This is a genomic window from Bradyrhizobium sp. SZCCHNRI1029 (genome assembly GCF_032487555.1).
Classification (GTDB): domain Bacteria; phylum Pseudomonadota; class Alphaproteobacteria; order Rhizobiales; family Xanthobacteraceae; genus Bradyrhizobium.
In genome coordinates, this window is sequence record NZ_JAUEUK010000008.1 from 386,572 (window position 1) to 408,724 (window position 22,153).

General features: G+C 65.8%; 19 protein-coding genes. 9 read left to right on the forward strand and 10 right to left on the reverse strand.

Annotated elements, in window-relative coordinates; genetic code table 11:
- Positions 1-216: 216 nt before the first annotated feature.
- Genes kaiC through QW861_RS23910 form a run of 3 tightly spaced genes read left to right on the forward strand, consistent with a single transcriptional unit; the run spans position 217 to position 3,763 of the window.
- Entirely contained in the window at positions 217-1,971 is a 1,755-nt protein-coding gene (gene kaiC, locus QW861_RS23900; RefSeq protein WP_316193547.1) for a circadian clock protein KaiC, read from the forward strand.
- Positions 1,968-2,264 (forward strand): circadian clock KaiB family protein, encoded by a 297-nt coding sequence (locus QW861_RS23905; protein ID WP_012046401.1) that lies wholly within the window; start codon positions 1,968-1,970, stop codon positions 2,262-2,264. The genes kaiC and QW861_RS23905 overlap by 4 nt, the downstream gene beginning before the upstream one ends.
- An 11-nt stretch (positions 2,265-2,275) precedes the next feature.
- Positions 2,276-3,763: an HWE histidine kinase domain-containing protein gene (locus tag QW861_RS23910; protein WP_315752680.1), complete on the forward strand. Its 1,488-nt coding sequence runs from the start codon at positions 2,276-2,278 to the stop codon at positions 3,761-3,763.
- Positions 3,764-3,776: 13 nt separating this feature from the next.
- Here QW861_RS23910 and QW861_RS23915 read toward each other — a convergent pair whose 3' ends face one another.
- The 6 genes from QW861_RS23915 to QW861_RS23940 form a co-directional block, all read right to left on the reverse strand.
- Positions 3,777-4,898 (reverse strand): DUF2252 family protein, encoded by a 1,122-nt coding sequence (locus QW861_RS23915; RefSeq protein ID WP_315752681.1) that lies wholly within the window; start codon positions 4,896-4,898, stop codon positions 3,777-3,779.
- Positions 4,899-4,934: 36 nt separating this feature from the next.
- Entirely contained in the window at positions 4,935-5,327 is a 393-nt protein-coding gene (locus tag QW861_RS23920) for a hypothetical protein (protein ID WP_315714020.1), read from the reverse strand.
- Positions 5,328-5,444: 117 nt separating this feature from the next.
- On the reverse strand, positions 5,445-6,608 hold the full coding sequence (locus tag QW861_RS23925; protein ID WP_315752682.1) for a glutathionylspermidine synthase family protein: 1,164 nt from the start codon (positions 6,606-6,608) through the stop codon (positions 5,445-5,447).
- Positions 6,609-6,947: 339 nt separating this feature from the next.
- On the reverse strand, positions 6,948-7,343 hold the full coding sequence (locus tag QW861_RS23930; protein ID WP_315752683.1) for a hypothetical protein: 396 nt from the start codon (positions 7,341-7,343) through the stop codon (positions 6,948-6,950).
- A 2-nt stretch (positions 7,344-7,345) separates the two neighbouring features.
- Positions 7,346-7,750 (reverse strand): DUF350 domain-containing protein, encoded by a 405-nt coding sequence (locus tag QW861_RS23935; protein ID WP_315714024.1) that lies wholly within the window; start codon positions 7,748-7,750, stop codon positions 7,346-7,348.
- 69 nt (positions 7,751-7,819) lie between these two features.
- Positions 7,820-8,575: a GntR family transcriptional regulator gene (locus tag QW861_RS23940; RefSeq protein ID WP_315752684.1), complete on the reverse strand. Its 756-nt coding sequence runs from the start codon at positions 8,573-8,575 to the stop codon at positions 7,820-7,822.
- A gap of 204 nt (positions 8,576-8,779) precedes the next feature.
- Between QW861_RS23940 and QW861_RS23945 the strand changes: the two genes are divergently transcribed.
- The 6 genes from QW861_RS23945 to QW861_RS23970 all read left to right on the forward strand — a co-directional run bounded on the left by QW861_RS23945 (position 8,780) and on the right by QW861_RS23970 (position 16,478).
- Complete coding sequence (locus QW861_RS23945) at positions 8,780-9,781, forward strand: ABC transporter substrate-binding protein (protein ID WP_316169628.1); 1,002 nt, start codon at positions 8,780-8,782, stop codon at positions 9,779-9,781.
- A 1-nt stretch (position 9,782) separates the two neighbouring features.
- Positions 9,783-10,592 (forward strand): ABC transporter permease, encoded by an 810-nt coding sequence (locus tag QW861_RS23950; protein WP_315767806.1) that lies wholly within the window; start codon positions 9,783-9,785, stop codon positions 10,590-10,592.
- Positions 10,593-10,594: 2 nt separating this feature from the next.
- Positions 10,595-11,371, forward strand: coding sequence for an ABC transporter ATP-binding protein (locus QW861_RS23955; protein WP_316193549.1), 777 nt, complete (start codon positions 10,595-10,597; stop codon positions 11,369-11,371).
- Positions 11,372-11,609: 238 nt separating this feature from the next.
- Entirely contained in the window at positions 11,610-12,338 is a 729-nt protein-coding gene (locus tag QW861_RS23960; RefSeq protein ID WP_316193550.1) for an aspartate/glutamate racemase family protein, read from the forward strand.
- On the forward strand, positions 12,289-13,767 hold the full coding sequence (hydA, locus tag QW861_RS23965) for a dihydropyrimidinase (protein ID WP_316166479.1): 1,479 nt from the start codon (positions 12,289-12,291) through the stop codon (positions 13,765-13,767). Before QW861_RS23960 ends, hydA begins: the two co-directional genes overlap by 50 nt.
- 563 nt (positions 13,768-14,330) lie before the next feature.
- Positions 14,331-16,478 (forward strand): phospholipase D-like domain-containing protein, encoded by a 2,148-nt coding sequence (locus QW861_RS23970; RefSeq protein WP_316193551.1) that lies wholly within the window; start codon positions 14,331-14,333, stop codon positions 16,476-16,478.
- A gap of 198 nt (positions 16,479-16,676) precedes the next feature.
- Here QW861_RS23970 and QW861_RS23975 read toward each other — a convergent pair whose 3' ends face one another.
- The 4 genes from QW861_RS23975 to ctrA all read right to left on the reverse strand — a co-directional run bounded on the left by QW861_RS23975 (position 16,677) and on the right by ctrA (position 22,131).
- Positions 16,677-17,678: an SDR family NAD(P)-dependent oxidoreductase gene (locus QW861_RS23975; protein ID WP_315752689.1), complete on the reverse strand. Its 1,002-nt coding sequence runs from the start codon at positions 17,676-17,678 to the stop codon at positions 16,677-16,679.
- A 12-nt stretch (positions 17,679-17,690) separates the two neighbouring features.
- A complete protein-coding gene (locus tag QW861_RS23980; protein ID WP_316193552.1) occupies positions 17,691-19,382 on the reverse strand; it encodes an alginate export family protein in 1,692 nt (563 codons plus the stop codon).
- A gap of 429 nt (positions 19,383-19,811) precedes the next feature.
- Positions 19,812-20,216 carry a hypothetical protein gene (locus QW861_RS23985; protein ID WP_315714033.1) on the reverse strand — a complete coding sequence of 135 codons (405 nt, stop codon included), beginning with the start codon at positions 20,214-20,216 and terminating at the stop codon, positions 19,812-19,814.
- A gap of 1,213 nt (positions 20,217-21,429) precedes the next feature.
- A complete protein-coding gene (ctrA, locus tag QW861_RS23990) occupies positions 21,430-22,131 on the reverse strand; it encodes a response regulator transcription factor CtrA (RefSeq protein ID WP_012046382.1) in 702 nt (233 codons plus the stop codon).
- Positions 22,132-22,153 lie beyond the last annotated feature (22 nt).

Here is a 22,153-nt window from a genome sequence, read left to right on the forward strand (position 1 = left end):
CGGAGCCGTCTGTGACCGGGGGGCGCTTCGACCGGTCGGGCGGTCGGCCGTTCCGTCCCGCTTGCGTCCGTCCCGCGCGGGCGGCCGGTCCTTTCTGCGCCCGCAGGCCTCCTTCCGAAGCAAATCTCGCCGACCCATGGAACTTTTCGGTTCCTGACGCGTCTAATCACGCCTTGGTGTGGACTCACGCGTGTTGAATTGGTGGCGGGGGATTGGATGAAAACGAGTGTGCGTCCTCGAATCGTGACGCGGGATCTCCCTGTCATCGCCAAATCGCCGACCGGGATCGACGGCCTCGACGAGGTCACCTACGGTGGCCTGCCGCAAGGGCGGCCGACGCTGCTGTGCGGCGCGGCCGGTTGCGGCAAGACGTTGTTTGCGATGACGTTTCTCTACAATGGCGCGGTCGCCTACGACGAGCCGGGCGTGTTCATCGCGTTCGAGGAGCAGCCCGAGGACCTGATCAAGAACGTCGGCTCGCTCAGCTACGACATCGATAGGCTGATCGAGCAGAAGAAGATCGTGGTCGATCACATCCATCTCGATCGCAACGAGATCGAGGAGGCCGGCGACTACGATCTCGACGGCCTGTTCATCCGCATCGGCTTCGCGATCGATTCGATCGGCGCCAAGCGCGTCGTGATCGATACGATCGAGACCCTGTTCGGCGGCCTCGACAATCAGGCGGTGCTGCGCTCCGAGTTGCGCCGGCTGTTCGAATGGCTGAAGAGCAAGGGCGTCACCGCCATCATCACCGGCGAGCGCGGTGATGGTACGCTGACGCGCTACGGCCTCGAGGAATACGTCGCCGACTGCGTCATCCTGCTCGACAACCGCGTGCACGATCAGCTCTCGACCCGCCGGCTGCGCGTCGTGAAGTATCGCGGCACGGCGCATGGCACCAACGAATACCCCTTCATCATCGACCAGGAAGGCATCACGGTGATGCCGATCACCTCGTCGGGGCTCGCGCATGATGCGTGGACGGAGCGGGTCTCCACCGGCATTGCCGATCTCGACGACATGCTCGAAGGCCAGGGCTACTACAAAGGGTCGAGCATCCTGATCTCGGGCATGGCCGGCTCGGGCAAGTCGACGGTGTCGGCACACTTCGCCAATTCGATCTGCAAGAGCGGGCAACGCTGCATCTATTTCGCGCTGGAGGAATCCCCGCAGCAGATCATCCGCAACATGAAGTCGGTCGGTCTCGACCTGCAGCAATGGGTTGATCGCGGCCTGCTGCGGTTCTCGGCCCGGCGCCCCAATCTGTACGGACTGGAAACGCATCTCGCCGCCATGCATCGCGAGGTCAAGGAGTTCGATCCCGCCGCCGTCGTGGTCGATCCCATCTCGGCGCTCATGGGCGCCGGCATTGCCGGCGACGTGCATTCGATGACGTTGCGCCTCATCGATTTCCTGAAGGCGCGCGGCGTCACGGCGCTGTTCACCAATCTCGGCGCCGGCAGCGCGGAGACGGCGACCACGGAGATGCAGATCTCGTCGCTCACCGACACCTGGCTGCTGCTCTACAATCGCGAGAGCAACGGCGAGCACAACCGCCAGCTCTATCTGCTGAAGTCGCGCGGCATGGCGCATTCCAACCAGGTCCGCGAATTCCTGATGAGTGCCGACGGCATCTCGCTGCGCGAGGTCTATGTCGGCCCGGAGGGCGTGCTCACGGGATCGGCCAGGGTGGCGCAGGAGGCGAGAGATCGCGTCGAGCGCCTGCTGCGCATGCAGGATACGGAACGACGCACGCGCGAGATCGAACGTCGCCGCCGCGACCTCGCGGCTCAGATCGAAACGCTCAAGGCTCAGCTGGCCAACGAGGAGAGCGAGATGGAGCTCATCAATCTGGAAGGCGCTGCCCGCGAGGATCAGCGCGCAGCCGCTCGCCTCGCGCAGATCGAGAGCCGCTCGTCCAGGCCTCGTCCGAGCTCCCCAGCCAACCCGCTGACATCCAGAAAATGACGGCGGCTCCGATGGAACAGGATGGCTACAATCTCCGGCTCTATGTCGCCGGTCAGACGCCGAAATCGCTGGCGGCGCTCGCCAACCTCAAGAAGCTGTGCGAGACGCATCTGCCGGGCCGCTACACGATCGAGGTGATCGACCTGATGAAGGATCCGGCCCTCGCACAACGAGATCAGATCGTCGCAATCCCGACCTTGATCCGTCAACTGCCCGAGCCCCTCAAGCGAATCATCGGCGATCTCTCCAATGCGGAGAAGGTGCTGGTTGGTCTGGACATCGCACCGAGCTGAACGGAGGACGCGTGGCATCAACAGACGCGATGCAGGCGGGACGGCCGCGTAACGAGGCGGAGGAGACGGTCGAGGCCATTCATCGCGGCAACGTCGATGCCGTGGTGGTGCAGGGCCCGACCGGACCCCAGGTCATCATGCTGCAGGGCGCGGACGCGCCCTATCATGTTCTGGTCGAGCGCATGAGCGACGGCGCTCTGACGCTCGATGCCGACGGCTGCATCGTCTATGTCAATTCCAGGCTGTGCGCGCTGACCGGCCTCGGCGTACAGCAATTGGTGGGACGCAGCTTTGCCTCGCTGTTTGCGGGAGCGGTGCCCGAGCAGCGCGCCGACGATGCGGCAACCGACGCTCAACTGTGCCGCGCTGACGGCGGCCAACTGCCAGTGTCGGTGTGGATGCGCCAGATGGCGATGGGCGGCGTGGTGGCCACGCTCGTGACGCTGACCGACATGTCGATTCAGCGGCGCGCCGAGGAGGTCGCCAATGCCGAGCGCTTTGCGCGCTCGATCCTGGAGCAGGCGACCGATGCGGTCGTGGTGCTGGCGCTCGACGGCCGGATCACCCATGCGAGCTGGGTCGCGGAGCAGCTCGCGGAACGACCGCCGGTCGGCCAGTTGTTTTCTGAGGCGTTCCCGCTCGATGGGCAGAGCGCCAGCCAGCGAGGCACGTTGACGCGCTTCTCGCGCGAGAGCCTTGATCAGGCGCTGGCGACCAAGCCCTTCCATGGCGTCGAGGTCGCCTTGCGCAACGCGCGGGCGTCGGGGCGGTCGTTCCTGCTGTCCGGCGGGCCCCTGGTGAACGATCTCAAGGAGACGGTCGGCTCGATCGTCACCCTGACCGACATCACCGAACGCAAGCGCGCGGAAGAGCAGCAGACCGTGCTGGTCGCCGAGCTCAATCACCGCGTGAAGAACATCCTGGCGATCGTGCAGTCGGTGGCGGGGCAGACCTTGCGGACCTCACCGTCGCTGCCGGCCTTCAACAAGGCGTTCTCCGGGCGCATCCAGGCGGTCTCGATCGCGCATGACATCCTGACGCAGACCCGTTGGATCGGCATCGGACTGAACGAACTGCTCACCACCGTGCTGGCGCCCTATGGCATCGGCGAAGGGCGGATCGCCATCGACGGCCCTCCGGTGCTCCTGGAGGCACGGCTGGTGCTGCCGCTTTCGATGGTGCTGCACGAGCTTGCGACCAACGCCTCCAAATATGGCGCGTTGTCCGCCTCCCACGGCCAGGTCACGATCTCCTGGCGCCTGCGCGACGATGGCCGCCGGCTGGAGCTGGTCTGGCTCGAGCGCGGCGGACCGCTGATCGAAGGCGGCGGTGGGCGCGGCTTCGGCACCACGCTGATCGACCGCGTCGTCCGCTTCGATCTCGAGGGCGAAGCCCTGCTCGACTTCGAGCCCGCGGGCATTCGCTGCTCGCTGACCTTTGCGCTGACCGCGGAGACGACCCCCGAGCATCTGCCGGCATCGGCCGTGCAGCCGGACTGATCGGATGCCCGCCTCAGCGCGCGATCGGAACGGAGCGTGCCGCCTTGCGGCGCCAGACGTCGTGGTCCCTTTCCGTCGCCTCACGCGCGGCGCGCGCTGCTCGGCGCAGCCAGCCTGAACCGCGCTGCTTCAGGTCCGCCGCGATCCCGGCGCCGGCGCGGCGGTCGGCGGCATGGATGGAGGCGAGGTCGGTGCCCATGCCGCGCAGAAGCTCCAGCTTGAGATCGGCGCCGGCTTCCTTGCCGAGATCGATCTTGCGCGAGTCCGCGGACAGGCGTCGGACCACGTAGTCCCCGTCATTGGTTCTGTGAACGTGCAGGAATGGATCGGGCGCGCGATAGGTCCCGGTCGACAGCTCGACGAATCGGTGCGGCGGCGCCGGCTTTGGCTGCATCCTGCCCTTCGTCCTGTTCTTGGCCCAGGTCCAGGCCGAAGGGACCAGCGCCTTGGCCTCGCGGACGACGCGGCCGCCGCGCCATGTCGCGACGACGACGTAGCGCGTGCGTCCGCGGCTGCCGCCGCCGGCGAAGCGATGGAAGAATGCGGCATTCTTCGCCTGCTCCGGAAGGCTGGCGGTGAGCAGCTTCTGCACCGCGGATGGAATCGCATCGGCGGCCGCGAGGCCGTTGATCTCCTCCCAGAACGCGCGGCGGCAATCATCCGAGCATTTGACGTAGGGCCTGATCCAGATCTCGTGTTCGTCGAGCAGCGCCGGCCGCGGGTGTTTGAGACCGTCGCGATAGCCTTGGAGGATCGCGTCTGCGGCGTCGCGGCTGTCGATTGCCATGTCGGGCGCGAGCTCGATGCTGGTCGTGAGCCGGACCAGATCGAAGGCGTAGGGCATCCTCGCGGCCTCGTCGAAATCGTTGACGCCCCACACCCAGCGCCCGTCGGCATCACGCCACGTGCCGAAATTCTCCAGATGGATGTCGCCGACGCACAGCGCGACCGGCGCCTCGGCCAGCTCCGGGCAGATCTCCTCGATGCGCCGCGCCCAGCGATAGTAGGTGGCGCGCAGCAGGGCGAACGGAGACTTTCGCATCCGCTGGTGCTTGGCGAGAAGGTCGTCCTCGACCACTTTGCATTGGCTGCGAAGCCAGGCCTCGTAGGCCGCGGTATCTTCGATGATGGACACGCGATGCCTCCCGATGCGCCGGGCGTGAGCGAGGCGTTATGAGTTGCGTTGACGCCGAACGAACGTGGCCTCGCACATCGCGCGCAGCGCGCGCTCGTCGAACGGCTTGGCGAGCCGGGCCAGGCTGCGGAACTCCGGCGGAAACAGCGTCGCATCGTCATAGCCGGAGGTGATCACGATCTTGAGCTCGCGCGCGATCAGCTGCGGCAGGACGGCGAAGATCTGCTCGCCGCGCAGGTTGACGTCGAGCAGCGCGCCGTCCAGGCCGCCGCGCTCGGCCTCGCGCAGCACGTCGCCGACGCGCGAGACGGGACCAACCACCTCGCAGCCGAATCCCTGCAACACCGTTTCCAGCTCGAGCGCGATCAGGCCCTCGTCCTCGGCGACCAGGATACGCAAGCCTTCGAGTTCGGGTTTGTCCGTCGCCATGCCTCGTCCCGGTCATGTCCCGGTCATGCGCGCCCATCGCGCAGGGAGTTCACCCTCGGTCTATCTAATCCTCTCGACCGGCGTGTCGAGGCGTTTTCGTCGGCGGTCGTTAATATCCTACAGGATTGCGTGCGGCAAAAAGCGCGAGCGGTTGCCCGTGATCGGGCTCGTGTCTTCGCGGATCGACAGGCCGCAGGGCTGATGGTCGACGAGCCAGCTGCCGATCACCGGGAACACACCGCCGAAATCCGGCAGCGGCGCCGGCGCCTGGCGGATGAAGCCTTCGGCGCCGTAGGGACCCTCCTGCGTAGAGACGGCGACGCCGTCGGACACCAGGCTGACATTGGCGCCCTCGCGCGAGTAGATCGGCTTGCGTACGAAGCTCGGGCCGAGGCCGGCGGCCTTCGGATCGTCCTCGAAATAGGCCGGCAGCAGGTTCGGATGGCCTTCGTGCATCTGCCAGAGCAGGGGCAGGATGCCCTTGTTGGACAGGATGGCCTTCCACGGCGGCTCGATCCATTGCGTCGGCGCCTCCGCGAGCTTGACGCCGAACGCATCGCGAAACATCCATTCCCAGGGATACAACTTGAAGGCGAGCGCGATGTCGCCGTTCTCGAGATCGACGAAGCCGCCGCCGGTCTCGCGCCAGCCGATGTCGGCGACGTCAAGGATGGTTGTCGACAGGCCCGCTTGGGCTGCCGTGTCGGCCAGATAGGCCAGGGTCGTGGCGTCCTCGGCGTTGGCGGTCAGCCCGGCCAGATGCACGCGGCGCCGCTTGCCGAGGGCGCGCCAGCGTTCGATCAGGCGCTCATGGATTGAGTTGTACTGGTCCGCGCGCCCCGGCAGGATGCGGCGCTCGATCGCTTGCTCGAGCCACGTCCATTGGAAGACGGCGGCCTCGAAGATCGACGTCGGCGTGTCGGCGTTGTATTCGAGCAGCTTCGCCGGCGTACGGCCGCCCTGATAGCTGAGGTCGAACCGCCCATAGAGGCTGCCGTCCCTCCGGCGCCAGCTCTCCGCCAGCAGCGGCCAGACCGCTTGCGGGATCTTCAGCCGGCGCAGCAGCGCCTCGTCACCGACGACGCGCGCGACCAGCGCGAGGCACATCTGCTCGAGCTCGGCCGTCGGCTCCTCGATGCCGAGCTCGATCTCGGCGATCGTGAATGCGTAGTAGGCGCGCTCGTCCCAATAGCGCTCGCCGTCGAGTTCGTAGAAGTCGAATCCGCATCGTGCCGCGGTCTCGCGCCAGTCGTCACGTTCGGGACAGGGGATGCGCTGCATCGGCGTCAGCCCAAGGCAGCAGCGAACAAGCCGTGCCCGTGGCAACAGGGCGCAGCACGACCGCGGCCGCCATCAATGATGCGGCCATGATCACGTCCGCGCGGTCCCGGCGCCATCCCGCGCCGGCGACCACGCGATCGCCTGCCAGCAGATTGCTGCGAGGCGGCGGCGGTCGCCGCAGCCCTCATCGTCGCTGGCACCATCAGGTGCCGACATTGCATCGGATCGCTTCCGATCAGTAGGTAGGCCAGTTTTTTATGATTTTGAGTCTGTGTCAAAGATCCGAATCCGAGATAACAGCATGAACGCGGTGTTTTCACGGCGCCGGCGCGACGAAAATCAGCCGCCGCCTCCGAAGCCGTGTCCGAACGAGCCAAAGCCGCCGCGCGAGACATGTGCGGAGGAGGCCTCGGCGACATGGCTCGATCCGCTGCTTCTGGAATCGCTGTCGCCGCTGGAAAATCCCCAGCGGCCGGAGCCGCTGCCGCCGCCACCACCGCCGCTCGAGCGGCGCGTCGTGCATTCGCTCGTCTGCGGCTGGCCGGCGATGGTCGGCGTCTCGGCGCCTGGCTGCGGGCAGCTCTGATGCCGCGGCATCAGCGCATAGGCAGTGCTGCCGACGGCGAGCGTGCCCATCAAGAGCAGCGCGACATGGCCGGAGCGCTTCACCGGCGGCGTCGCGGGCGGGGGCGGCATCGGCCGGCGCTTGCCGAATTCGCGGCGTTTCTCGGCCATGGTCAGATGATCATCGAGGCGGCGTTCAGCGCGCCGGCGGAGAGCGACGCGAGACCGAGCCAGATCGCCGAAGCCAGCTCGCCGGCGACGATGCGTTGGGCGAGATCCGGCACCGGAATGCGGACGAGGTAATAGACGATCACCTGGACGATCAGCGCGACCAGCGCCCAAACCAGGCAGTCCAGCACGTTGGCGGAATGGGCGATGGCGCTGACCAGCGGCAGGGTGAAGCCGAGCAGGCTGAGGCCGAGCGCGATCGCGGCCGAGGGGTGATTGTCCCGGATCAGCTGGAATTCATTGTAGGGCGTGACGCGGGTGTAGACGAACAGGTAGGCCGTCACCGCGGCCAGCGCGGTACAGAAGTACACCAGAAAGGCCGGCAGGCCGGCGAGCGATTGCAGGATCATGATCAGGCCAAGCGTGTGGAGCTCTCATCTGTCGCTATGCCAGCATGCCCGGTTCGACGTGAACAAAGTCTATCCGCCCTTCGCCAGATCCCGCCTGGCCTGGTCCAGCATCTGCAGCACCGAATCCCCGGTCTTGCGGGTGTGCTCGGAGAGCGCCTGCGCGAAGCCGTCGCCGTCTCGGGCCCGCAGCAACGCCATGAAGGCCTCGTGCTCCCGGATCGACTCGTCCCAGCGCCGCGCATCGTAATTGGCCACGGCGCGGGCGCGGAAGACGCTCGCGTGCAGCGTGCCCCACATGTTGAGCAGCACGGCGTTGCCGGCGAGCTTGGTGATCTCGGCATGGATCTGCTGGTTGAGCCGGAAATAGGCGGCGCGCTCGGCGGCACGATGCAGCGCCACCAGCTCGGCATGCATGGCCTCGAGCCTGGCGAGGTCGTCCGCCGTCGCACGCGCGGCCGCGGCGCGGCCCGCGGCGGCATCGAGCGACACCATCACGTCGAAGATCTCGGCGATCTCGCGGGCGTCGATCGGCGCCACCACGGGCGTGCGATGCGGCCGCAGCTCGATGAGGCCCTCGGCGGCGAGGATCTTGAAGGCCTCGCGCAGCGGCGTGCGCGACACGCCGAAAGTCTCGCATAGCATGCGCTCGGGCAAGGCAGCGCCGGCGGCGAGCTCGCCGTCCACGATCATCTCGCGCACCCTGGCGACGACCTGATCGTGCAGCGACAGCCGCTCGAGCGGCCGCTTGGAGTGGTCGGACGACAGCTTCAGCCGCGCCGGCTTGAAGCGCGTCTTCAGTCTGGGCCGGGGTGCTGGTGGGGTCATGTCGGCGCGGCTGCTCCGCTGCGAGATGCCTGAAATTCGGGCGATGCGCCCGCGGATCAGGCAGATCCTTCAAGATTGGATGGCTGTTAAATACTGATTTTATTGTATAAAATCAACATTGCATATCGCATCCAGTTGGCATGTCGCTTGCTGATGAGAGCACAAGCCATGAGAGACAAGCCCGTGGATCGACCTGCCCTGGAGATGGATGTGAAACGTTTCGTGCTGCTCATTCTCGCCCTGCTCGCGCTGCCCTCGCTCAGCTTCGCCGACGACGCCGCCAAGATCAAACTCGGCTACGCCAAATGCGCGCATTGCACGCCGATGTCGCTGACGCCGCAATTCGCGGAAGGCGTCGCGATCGATGCCGTCAGCTTCAACACCGGCACGGACGCGCTGACCGCGCTGGTCTCGAAGAACATCGACGTCGCGCAGGTGACCTATCTGCATTACGCCATCGCGCTCGACAAAGGCTTCGACGTGGTCGCGATCTCCGGCCAGGTCAATGGCGGCTCGGCGATCCTGCTCGGCAACGATCTCGAGGTCGCGCCGGGCGATTGGAGCGCGCTGAAGGCGCTCATCGCCAAATACAAGGCCGACGGCAAGCCGTTCCGCGTCGCCGCCTCGCGCGGCAATGCGCAGGACATCCACATGCGCGGCGCCTTCGCCAAGCAGGGCATCGACATCAACAAGGACGTGCAGTTCGTCAACATCCCCAATCCGTCCGACCATCTGCAGGCGCTGCGCCGTGGCGAGGTCGAGCTGATCTGCACCGTCGAGCCGTTCGCGACCCAGATCATGCAGGCCAAGGCGGCGAAGTTCTTCGGTTTCCCCTATGACCAGGCCGCCGGCAAGCTGACCAACCTGATCCTGACCCGCTCCGACGTCATCGCGTCGAACCCGAAGGCGCTGGAGGGCGTGGTGCGCGCGGTCGTCAAGGTCGATGCGCACATCGCCGCCGACAAGCCGGCGCTGATCGAGGTCATCTCCAAGATCACCGGCCTCGACAAGGCGATCGCGACCGGCGCGGTCGAGAATCTCGATCCCGACCCGAAGATGTACCGCGCCTCGGCGCTCGCCATCGCCGCGATGATGCGCGACCTGAAATACATCAACTCGGACGTCACGGCCGCCGTCGAGAAGAACCTCGACTACCGCTTCCTGGAAGCGGCCACGGGCAAGCCGAAGACCGAGCTCGGCTACTGAGATGACGGCGCTCGCCCAGCTCAGGAAGCTCGACCGCTATGTCGTGCCGGTGCTCGTGCTCGCCGGCTGGGAGGCGTTCTCGCGCTCCGGCGCGCTGCCGGCAGCGCTGCTGCCGGCGCCGTCGACGGTCGTGTGGGCGTGGGCGGACTGGCTGGTCGGCACCGACGGCAACACCCAGACCTACAGCGGCCATTGGCTCGCCGACATGCTGGCGAGCCTGTCGCGCGTTGCCGCAGGCTTTGCGATTGCCACCGTGCTCGGCGTCTCGCTCGGGGTCGCCATCGGGTGGTCGCGCAAGATAGAGATCGTGATCGAGCCGACGCTTCAGATGCTGCGGCCGATCCCGCCGGTGTCGTGGATCCCGCTCGCCATCATCTGGTTCGGCATCGCCAACAAGCCGGCGATCTTCCTGGTGTTCCTCGGCGCGTTCTTTCCGATCCTGCTCAACACCATCCACGGCGTGAAGACCTGCGACCGCAATCTGATCCGCGCCGGCGCCATGGTCGGCGGCAGCGAGCGCAAGCTGCTGCGCTACATCGTCGTGCCCGCGGCGATGCCGAGCATCTTTGCAGGGCTGCGCATCGGCATCGGCTCGGCCTGGATGCTCACGGTCACTGCGGAGATGGTCGCGGTGAAAAGCGGGCTCGGCTACGTGCTGTGGGACAGCTACTACTTCCTGCGCTACGATCTGGTGCTGGCGGCGATGGCGAGCATCGGCCTGCTCGGCTTCTGCAGCGACCTCGCCATCCGCTTCGTGATGGCGCGCGTGCTGCACTGGCAGCGCAACACCACGCTTCGTGGCGGAGAATGACGATGGCCACGATCGAGATCTCCGGCGTCTCCAAGATCTTCACCGACAAGAAGCGCAACGCCGACGTCACCGCGCTCGCCGACATCAATCTGTCCATTGCCCGCAACGAGCTCGTCTGCCTGCTCGGTCCCTCCGGCTGCGGCAAGTCGACATTGCTCAACATGATTGCCGGCTTCGAGAAGCCGAGCGCCGGCAACATCACCGTCGACGGCCGGCCGGTGATCGCGCCCGGCGCCGATCGCGGCGTCGTGTTCCAGCATGCCAATCTGATGCCGTGGCTGCCGGTGTGGGAGAACGTCGCCTTTCATCTCTTGCTCGGCGGCGGCCAGAAGGCCGAGCGCCGGGCGCGGGCGCAGGTCTATATCGACATGGTCGGCCTGACCGGCTTCGAGAACCACTATCCGTCGGAGCTGTCGGGCGGCATGAACCAGCGCGTCGGCATCGCCCGGGCGCTGCTGATGAATCCGCAAGTGATCCTGATGGACGAGCCGTTCGGCGCGCTCGACGAGCAGACCCGCATGGACATGCAGACCGAGCTGGTGCGCATCTGGCAGCAGCACCAGGGCACGATCGTGTTCGTCACCCATGGCATCGACGAGGCGCTGACCTTGGGCACGCATGTTGCGGTGATGAGCGCACGGCCGGGGCGCATCGTCGAGATCATCCCGATCGATCTGCCGCGGCCGCGTGATATCACCAGCCCGCAGTTCAACGCGCTGAAGCGCCACATCCTGGCGCTGTTGCGCGGGGAGCGGGCGGAGCAGGGAGAACGGGTGTGATGCTGCCAAGATCGCACTCACTCGAACGCTGTATGCTGGACGTGCGCCATCTCGACGCGCGCAGTGCGCTCCCTCTCCCGCCTGCGGGGGAGGGCTGGGGTGGGGGCGCCGCACGGCGCGCTGCCCGAGCGGATAGAGTTCCCCCATCCGGATCGCATCTGCGATGCGATCCGGCCTCCCCCGCAAACGGGGAAGGCTCTCCCGCTCGCCATCCGCGATCGAACGAGGTCGTTCACCCATGACCAAACGCACGCTGCTCGGCATGCTCACGCCGTCGTCCAACACCGCGCTGGAGCCGATCACCTCGGCGATGGTCGCGAGCCTGCCCAACGTCTCCGCGCATTTCTCGCGCTTCAAGGTCACCGAGATCGCGCTCTCGTCCGACGCGCTCGCGCAGTTCGACATTTCCAACATCCTGCGCGCCGCCGAGCTGCTGGCGCATGCCAAGGTCGACGTCATCGGCTGGAACGGCACCTCGTCGGGCTGGCTCGGCTTCGAGGCCGACGTGAAACTGTGCGAGCATATCACCGCAGCCACCGGCATCCCTGCGACCACCTCGATGCTGGCGCTGAACGAGATCCTGGCGGCGGCGAAGGCCACCTCGCTCGGCCTCGTCACGCCCTACCGCGACGACGTCCAGGCGCGCATCATCGCCAACTACGACAAGCTCGGCATCGCCTGCCGCGGCGACCGGCACCTCAACCTGCAGGACAATTTCTCCTTCGCGGAAGTGACGCCGTCCGAGATCGAGACCATGATCCGCGAGGTCGCGCGCGAGAAGCCGGATGCGATCGCGGTGGTCTGCACCAACATGCGCGCCGCGCCGCTGGTCGCGCGGCTCGAGCTGGAGACCGGCATTCCCATTCTCGACACCATCGCCACCGTGGTATGGAAATCGCTGAAACTGGCAGGGGTCGATGTCAGCGGCGTCAGCGGGTGGGGATCGCTGTTTCAGAAATTCGCTTGAATCTGGACTAGGGAGAGCGCGTCACATGGCTGCCTTCGACACCGTCATCCGCAACGGCACCGTCGCCACCGCGAGCGATACGTTCAAGGCCGATGTCGCCATCAAGAGCGGCCGCATCGTCGCGATCGGCGAGGCCATCACCGATGCCGACGAGATCGTCGATGCCACGGGCCTGCTGGTGCTGCCGGGCGGCATCGACAGCCATGTCCATATCAGCCAGCCCTCCGGCCCCGGCATCGTCATGGCCGACGATTTCGAGAGCGCGACGCGCGCCGCCGCCTTCGGCGGCAACACGTTCGTCATGCCCTACTGCCTGCAGGAGAAGGGCCAGCCCTTGCGATCAGCGCTGAAGGACTATCACGCGCTCGCCGACAACGCCTGCTACGTCGATCACTCCTTCCATCTCATCATCGCCGATCCCACCGACGCCGTGCTCGGCCAGGAGCTGCCGGCGCTGGTCGCCGACGGCTATTCGTCGCTGAAGATCTTCATGACCTATGAGGGGCTCGCGCTGAACGACTACGAGATCCTCGGCGTGCTGCAGGTCGCGCGCGAGCAAGGCGCGCTGGTGCAGATCCATGCCGAGAACTACGACGCCATCCGCTTCCTCACCGACCGCCTCGAGCGCGCCGGCCACATCGCGCCGTACTATCACGGAAAGTCGCGCCCGATTCCGGTCGAGCGCGAGGCCACCCATCGCGCGATCTCGCTGGCCGAGCTGATCGACGTGCCGATCGTGATCGTCCACGTCTCCAACCGCGAGGCGATGGAGGAGATCCGCCGCGCGCAGGCTCGGGGCCTGAAGATCCATGGCGAGACCTGCCCGCAATATCTGGTGCTGACGGAGGAGGACATGCAGGGCCTCAACATGGAAGGCGCCAAATATGTCTGCTCGCCGCCGCCGCGCGACAAAGCCAGCCAGGAGGCCTGCTGGGAGGGATTGCAGCAGGGCGTGTTCTCGCTGTTCTCGTCGGACCACTGCCCGTTCCGCTACGACGACGAGGCCGGCAAGCTGACGCCGAAGGGCCGCACCAGCTTTCGCTGGGTGCCGAACGGCATCCCCGGCGTGGAGACCCGGCTGCCGATCCTGTTCTCCGAAGGCGTCAGCAAGGGCCGCATCACCCTGAACCAGTTCGTCGCCTTCACCGCCACCAACCATGCCAAGACCTACGGCCTGAAGGGCAAGGGCTCCATCGCGATCGGCTACGACGCCGACATCGCGCTGTGGGACCCGGCGAAGACCGCGAAGATCAGCCAGTCCGGCCTGCACCACGGCTCCGACTACACGCCCTATGAAGGCATCGAGATCACCGGCTGGCCGGTGGCGACCATGCTGCGCGGAAAATTCGTCGTGCGCGACGGCGAGTTGATCGGCGCCAAGGGCAGTGGCCGCTACGTCACCCGCGGCAAGCCGGGCGGCCTGGCCTGAGCGGCCTGAGCGCGCTCTCTCGACGCGTCGTTGCGAGCGAAGCGAAGCAATCCAGAGTCGTGAACGGGACTCTGGATTGCTTCGTCGCTGCGCTCATCGCAATGACGAGTTGGACACAGGTGCCCACCCTCCCCTGGACGGCAGGGCGATCGCATATGACGAATGCGACAATCGCGGCAGCGACGCCTGCCGGCTAGTTACTCCGTCATGCCCGGGCTTGTCCCGGGCATCCACGTTGCTCCCAGGGCGCCGGACGACGTGGAAACAGACGAGAGCAATACGTAGGGGGCCATATGCGATCGCTCTGCCCGGGAGGGTGAGGCTACGCGCGTCGTCCATCCGGAAAGCTTCCTCGCCAATCCATCCCATTTACCTCATGTGTGGGTAGTCTGTCCCCCACCCCGGCTCTCCGGAGGAGGGTGAGCAGCGATCCGGTCGAGCCACTGCTCTCCCGCACCGCACCATCTTCCCTCGCGACCTCCGACTAGCCACTTCTTGTTCCGGATGTGTCGAACCCTTGTCACAACCGCACGACATATCCTTGTCAGACAAGGAGTGCCGCCATGCCCGCGCTTGCCTTTTCGAACAATGATATTGCCGTCATCGCCTGGACCTTCGATCGCCGTCTCGACGGCTGTCTCGGCTTCGCCATTCATCGCATCGATCTCGCCGATCACACCGACACCGTGCTGCCGGCGCTGGCACGGTTTGCCGGGCAGACCGCGGACAAGCTCACCACCGAGCAGGCGCCGATCCAGAAGTTCTGGTGGAAGGATCTGTTCGCCAAGCGCGGCGGCACCTACAAATATCGCATCGTGCCGATGGCCGGCACGCCCGGCCAGGCGCTGACGCCGCTCGAAGGCGTCGCGCCGCTGGAGAGCAATCCGGTCACGCTGACGCCGGAGCGGCCGCCGTTCCACGTCTATTTCAACCGCGGCATCACCGCGACCCAGGCGCTCAGCCATGCGCTGAACGACAAGCCGAGCGTGTCGGCGCTGGCCCCGCACATCCTCGATCCTGCCGATCCCATTCGCATCCGCCTGATGGGCCAGCTTCAAGACGGCCTGACCTCGCTGCTCGCGCGTGCCGATGCCGGCGGCGGCGCCATCCATGCCGCCCTCTACGAGCTCAACGATCCCGACGGACTGGAGAAGCAGCTCCACCAGAACCCCGCGAGCCGCACGGTCATCCTCGGCAACGAGCAGGGCAAGGACTCTGACGATGCCGACGCCGAGAACCGCGCCAATCTGAAGGCGGCCGGCGTCGCCGTGATCGACCGCATCCTCGGCAAGGGCAGCATCCCGCACAACAAGTTCATGGTGCTCACCGAGAACGGCAAGCCGAGCGCGGTGCTGTCCGGCTCGACCAACTGGACCTCGACCGGCCTGTGCACCCAGACCAACAACGCGCTGGTGGTGGAGAGCCCAGCGCTGGCGCAGCGCTATGTCGGCTATTGGAACGCGCTGAAGGCTGACGTCGACGCCGCCGCCGGCGACAAGTCGGCGCTGCAGTCGAAGACCTTGCGCGACTTCGCCCGCGCCAACAATGCCGACGCGATCCAGGCGCCGGTCGACCTGGGCCACGGCGTCACCATCGAGCCGATGTTCTCGCCGAACACGCCGGGCAAGCTCGGCAAGAATCCCGATACGCCCGGTGACATGGGCCGCGTGTTCGAGCTGATGCGATCGGCCAAGCACGCCGTGCTGTTCCTGGCCTTCGATCCCGGCAACAACTCGATCCTCGACGTCGCCGGCCAGTTGCTCAAGGACAAGCCCGATCTGTTCGTGCGGGGCGCGCTGACCAGCCCAGTGCGCGCGACGAATTTCTCCGCCGCGCTGCATTCCGGTGGCCATTCGGAGGTGCCGGCGGAGGAGGGAGCGGACGACACCGCGCCCCAGGTGACGGTGGTCGGCGAGGCCGGCAAGCCGAAGAAGCCGGGCGCCAAGGGCAGCATCGATTTCCGCGCCGTGCCGGCCGGTGCGGTGCAGGACGCGTTCGGCAAGTGGGAGAGGGAGCTCGGCAAATACGGCTTCGCCATCATCCACAGCAAGATCGTGGTGATCGATCCGTTCAGCGACGACTGCGTCGTCGTCACCGGCTCGCACAATCTCGGCTTCCGCGCCTCGCACAACAACGACGAGAACATGCTGATCATCCGCGGTCACCGCGGTCTCGCCGAGGCCTATGCCTGCCACGTCCTCGACCTCTACGACCACTACGCCTGGCGCTTCCTCTTGCAGCAGCACCCGGAGATCTTCGGCAAGCCGCTGCAATCCGACGACAGCTGGCAGGACCGCTACATCAAGGGCGCCGAGGAGAAATCGCCGGAGCTGCGCTTCTGGCTGTCGGCGGCGGGTGGCGGCGGGGCGGTCGAAACGCCACCGACGCCGAAGAAGCCCGCCAAGCCAACCGGCACCACCAAGCCGGCCAAGACACCGGCTGCGACGACGAAGCCCGCGAGGCCGTCGACCAAGCCGGCCAAGAAGGCCCAAAAGAAGACCGCCGCTGCAGCCAAGACCTCGGCCGGCCGCAAGACAACCACGACAAAGAAGGTCGCGAAGAAGGCGTCGAAAACGGCAAGCCAGCGTGCCGCCTCAGCGAAGAAGGCGAAGGCCAAGGCGACCAAGACGGCGGCCAAGCGTCCGGCGAAGAAGACCGCGACCAAGACCGCCAGGCGAGCCAAGACGAGCGCCAAGAGGAAAGGGCGCTGAGCGTTGCGCCCGCGCTGAACCGTCGCCGCGCAGACGAGGCCATGGGATCGTGATGCGAGTCCGCGGGATCGCGCATGATCTCGTCTCTTGCCCGAAGCGGATCGCGGGCACACGAGCGTTCCAGTCCTCAGAGCATGATCCAAAAAATTGGAAACCGGTTTTCCGAAAAGATCATGCTCTAGCCGTCTTGAAGCGGGCTCAGTAGGCCGTCCATCCGCCATCCGTCGCGTAGAACGCGCCGGTCAGGTTCGACGCCTCGGGCGACAGCAGGAACAGCATCACCGCGACCTGCTCCCACACGGTGGCCGGACGATGCCTGGGATCGGCATAACTGAGGATCGAGTTCGTCTTCAGCCGTCCCATGCCGCCGTCGGCCGGCGACCGCTGCATCTTGGCCGCGACGGCCTGCGCGGCCCGCGCGATCATCGGCGTGTCCGTCGCCGCCATGTTGACCGAGTTGATGCGAATGCCGTGGGGCGCGTAGTCGACCGCGGCGTTGGCGGTCAATCCGTTGACGGCGTGCTTGCTGGCGACATAGGCCGGATTGCCGGCCAGTCCGGTCAGGCCGGCGATCGAGGCCACGTTGACGATCGCCCCGCCGCGCTTCTGCGCCACCATCTGCCGCAGCTCGGCCCGCATGGCGCGAAACACGCCGGTGGCGTTGGTGGCGAGGACATTGTCCCAATAGGCATCGGAGGCCTCGTGGATCGGCGCGAACAGCAGATCCTTCTGCTTGTCGTAGTCGAATGCCTCCCCGGAAAACACGCCGTCCATGACGCCGGCATTGTTGATGGCAAAATCCAGTCCGCCGAACTTCTCGACCGCCCGCCTGACCATCATGTCGCAGGTGTCGCCCTTCGCGACATCGCCGACGAGAAATTCGATCGCGCCACCCTCGCGCTGGATCATGGCCGCCGTCTCGCGCGCCGTGTCCGGCAGCCAGTCGATCCCGACGATGTTGGCGCCCTCGCGCGCCGCCCGCAGCGCGGCGGCGCGGCCCATGCCGCGGGCAAATCCGGTGATGGCGATCGTCCGTGACTTGAAGCGATCCTTGATGAAGTAGTCCGGATCGATCGGGCTGATCGCGAGGTTGGCCGGGCCGACGGGCTCAGCCGCCTCAGCGCCTCCCGGAAGCAGTTGCGCCAGCGGAATCGTCACGGCCCCCGAACCCAGGCTCTGCAACATGCTGCGGCGATCCATCGACATCTCCCCTCAGAAGCTGATCCGGGCCAGCGACATCGCGCTGAACCACGGGCGGGTGTTGCCGGCAACGGCCTGGCTGACGCCGGACAGCGGCGCCGTCAGCGCGACGCCCGACTGGAACATCACGTTGCGGCTCATGAAATACTTCACCGTCAAATTGACCTCGTAGCCGAGCAGATGCCTGGCCAGCGTCGAGGTGGTGCCGCCGATATTGTTGAGCTGCTGCGCCTGGAACAGCCAGGCCTGCGGCACGAGCTCCCATTGCGGCGCCGGCCGCAGGATCGCCTGCAGGCGATGGGCGATCAGGTTGGTGTCCTGAAACAGCTTGTAGTGGTTCAGCCCCTGCACCCATTCCTCGCCGGTGCCGCCCGACAACAGCGGATCCCAGCGCTCATAGGTCCGCGTCGCCGGATTGTCGCCGCTGAATCCGGACAGCCGATAGCTCAAAGTGGGGCGCCACAGCGCCTCGTTGAAGGTGTAGCCCGCCTCGACATAGCCGCCCCAGGCGCGCATCGGAAACGCGTTGCGGTCGTTCCATTGCAACGCCAGCTCCGTCTTCGCATAGGGACCGGACGCGCCGATGGCCGGCGTCCAGTAGTAGCGCACGTCGGCGACCTGCAGCCCCTGGCGCGTGCCCTGCGCCGTCGCCGTGTACCAGCCGTAGTCGGAGCGCGGCACGGTCAGATAGGTCAGTCCGAGCTGATGCGGCGTGCCCAGGCCCGTCTCGAGGTTCGCGCCGGCGATGACGGTGTGGGTATCGATCGCCGGCAGCTCGTCGGGGGCGAGACGGAAGGCCTCGAATTTCGTGGTGTTGTAGCGAGCCTGCGCGAGGAACAAACTGTCGGCAGCCCAGCGCGGATTGAGCTGCAGCGCGGCGCGGTCAAAACCGTTGGCTGCCGTGATCCTGATCAGCATGCCGTCGGCAATCTGGAACGGCTGCCGTCCGCCGGACAGGTTGATCACCAGCCGCGAGCCGTCGTCGCCCGTGATCCCCGTGACGAGGCCCGCATAGGCGTCCTCGATCGCGCCATGGCGGCGCGGGCCGGTGACGAACAGGTCCGTGCCGGTCGAGCCGCTGGCCAGATAGGAGAGGCTGCCATAGGCATAGATGTTGTTGCCGACCGGTCCGATGCCCTGCAGCCCGCTCTCCAGCGCGGCTTCGCCGAACGACGACCAGCCGGCGCCGGCCGGTCCCTTGGCGAGTGGATTGGCGCCGACGAAGGCCTGCGGCCGGCCATACCAGGCATCGTGATTGGCGTAGCCGAGCGTCGCGGCCGTCAGCTTGAGCTTCAGCAGGCTGTCGTCGCCCTGATGAAGATAGGGGAAATCGACGCGGCCCGGATCCGCCTGCGGCCGGTCGCCGACGACGACGCTGAGCTCGACCGCAACGCCGCCGGTGTTGCCGTCGACGTAGTTGATCGAGGCCGTGGCCACGCCGGGGATGCGCTTCACCTTGGCGAGCCCGAAATCGACCATCAGGTCGTGAAGCTGCGACCCCGGATAGATGTTGAGTGCCCGCCGAATGCGATCCTCGAACGCGACCCGCTGCGCCCCACCGGGCACCACGCCCGACAGCACCAGACGCACCGACTCGATCGGCCGGTTCTCGAACGTGGGCCCCAGTGCCTGGGCGCCGGCGGCAGAAACGAGCAGCAGCGAGAACAGCCACGCCGCCAGGTGCGGACCGAGGCTTCCGCGCATTGGGAGACGTCTGCCGTCCGGCATGGCTCTGCCACCAGCTCATTGCGTGATCCGATGATCGGCGAGGCCAAGGTAGCGCGATTGATCTTGATCAACCAGAGCGAAATGTGCCGCAGGCCACCCATCCGGTCCGCGCCGCTGCAGCGAAAGCGACCGGACGGACTCATGGGCGTGCTTTGGCGAGGCTCGCCGTTAGAGGACGATCGCGTGATAGTTTTCCGATAGTTTTCTGCAGCGTCACCGTAATCGCCAGCGCGACCGCCCAGACTCATGAGCCCGCCGTTACACAACGGCCGAGATGATAGTTTTGTGCAGTCGAGCAGCGTCACCGTAATCGCTGTCGGTCAATGCAAGGACCGCTAGTTTTCGTGGACGTGAAAGCCCGGTGCGCGGAACGCTCCGGGCCAATCACGTGGTCGCAAGAAACGACTATTGATGCACCCGCAGGGTCCCGTCCGCGTTGTAGTCACTCTTGGGATTGTAACCGGAATCGCGGTGCGTTCTACGATGTAGGGCAGCGTTGCTGCCGCTTACGCCCGGAGTTCCGCTATCAACCCGCATGGTCCCGTCTGCATTGTAGTCACTCTTCGGCCCGTAGCCGGAATCGCGATGCGTTTTTGCATGTAGGGCAGCGTTGCTGCCGCTCAGGCCCGGAGTTCCGGGATTGACCTGCATATTTCCATATTGGTCGCGATCACTTTTGCTCGCCCCGACCTGCTGAGCCGCACTGGCTTTTGCATGAGTACCTTTTGCATGATGAGTACGATGTCCGGCCAAGGCCGCAGATGTAGAGACGGCGAGAATAGCAAGACCAACAGCAATGCTTCTAGCCATAGTGAACTCCTCACGTTGAAGGACCATTGATGACGGATACGCCGTCAGTGCTAGCCTGCCACGGAAATTGCTGGCCGTCTTTGATGCAACTCAAGGTAATAAGGGCGGGTGCGACGTCACGGTCCGCACACCTTTTGGCATCATTTCTTCGGCTCTGGTGCGGTGCCCGGCGGAGCCGATGTCGCTCCGCAACATGCCTCTGACGTTGGGACCGATCTCTGCGCCGCATGGGCATCGCAGGTGACTTGCGCGAAGCCGCACATGGCAGATCGTCGATCCGAAACAGGAGCGTTCGACAGAGTCTCGATCGGGAACGCAAGCCTTCACGGTGGCCGTTCGAACGGCTGGAAGAAATATGATTTCTGTTTATCGAAATTCTATTTTGTTTTTACGAAAAATGTGCTTTACTCCGCGCGTCCCGCCCCAACGAGGGGACGCTTCGCGGTCGTCACGGACGTCGGGTGTGGGATGCGATGGGCGCTTGGGATCGCAGCATGGTTCGCCGTGCCGACGAACGATCCCGGGCGCACGGTGAAGTCGCGTGGTCCTGGCCTCCCGGTGCTGAGGTCGAGCCTGCGGGCGTTGCTGATGAGCTGCCTGCGGGTGATGGGGGCAAGACAGCCGGTCCCCAGGGAGATCGCGTATAAATCGTAAAGCCATCGCGCAGGGAGGGCCGGGTGTTCGGCCAGACCTGTGGTGACTGCCGCCTGCTTTCTTTTCTGCAGGCGGGCCACGGGCGCGGCCGGCGCCCGGCCTTCCCTGCGCCCTCGGTTAGGAGAGGGCGGTGAGAATGGCACATAGCTCGGGCGCTGGGCGCCGCGAGATCGCGAGGGTTTGTCCGCAGGGTCGCATAAGGCGCATCCGCAGATGTCGTGCGTGCTTCTCGGGTTGAACGTCGCCCCCTGGCGTCATTGCGAGCGCGAAGCAATCCAGGGGCCAGGGTGGGACTCTGGATTGCTTCGTCGCTTCGCTCCTCGCAATGACGGAGATGAGGCGCAGCAGATCGCGCCCGACTGCCAGGCTTGCCCTGCCGGGACAGGCGATGCGCCGCAACCGCTGGAGAAGGGGAGTGCAATGTTCGCTAAGCCGCAGCCTGTGCGCGACGTTCTTCGCCTCGATCGACCCAGCCCACAAACAAAAACCCCGCCATTCGCGGCGGGGCCCAGTCTGGGAGGAGCAAGCCGTGAGGCTCGCCGGTGGACCCAGTGAAAGATCAGGCGGGGATGCGTTCGTCCATGTCGTGCGGCTCGCGCAGCACGTAGCCGCGGCCCCAGACGGTTTCGATGAAGTTGCGGCCTTCGGAGGCGTTGGCGAGCTTCTTGCGCAGCTTGCAGATGAAGACGTCGATGATCTTCAGCTCGGGCTCGTCCATGCCGCCGTAGAGATGGTTGAGGAACATCTCCTTGGTCAGGGTGGTGCCTTTGCGCAGCGAGAGCAGCTCCAGCATCTGGTATTCCTTGCCGGTCAGATGCACGCGCTGGCCGCCGACTTCGACCGTCTTGGTGTCGAGGTTGACGACGAGGTCGCCGGTCTGGATGACCGACTGGGCGTGGCCCTTGGAACGGCGGACGATCGCGTGGATGCGGGCGATCAGCTCGTCCTTGTGGAACGGCTTGGTCATGTAGTCGTCGGCGCCGAAGCCGAGACCCTTGACCTTGTCCTCGATGCCGGCGAGGCCGGACAGGATGAGGATCGGCGTCTTGATCTTCGAGACACGCAGCTGCTTCAGCACGTCGTAACCGGACATGTCGGGCAGATTGAGGTCGAGAAGGATGATGTCGTAGTCGTACAACTTGCCGAGGTCGACGCCTTCTTCGCCCAGGTCAGTCGTGTAGACATTGAAGCTTTCGGACTTCAACATCAGTTCGATCGACTGCGCGACGGCGCTGTCATCCTCAATCAGCAAAACGCGCATGCCAGTTCCCCATAGTCGCCGC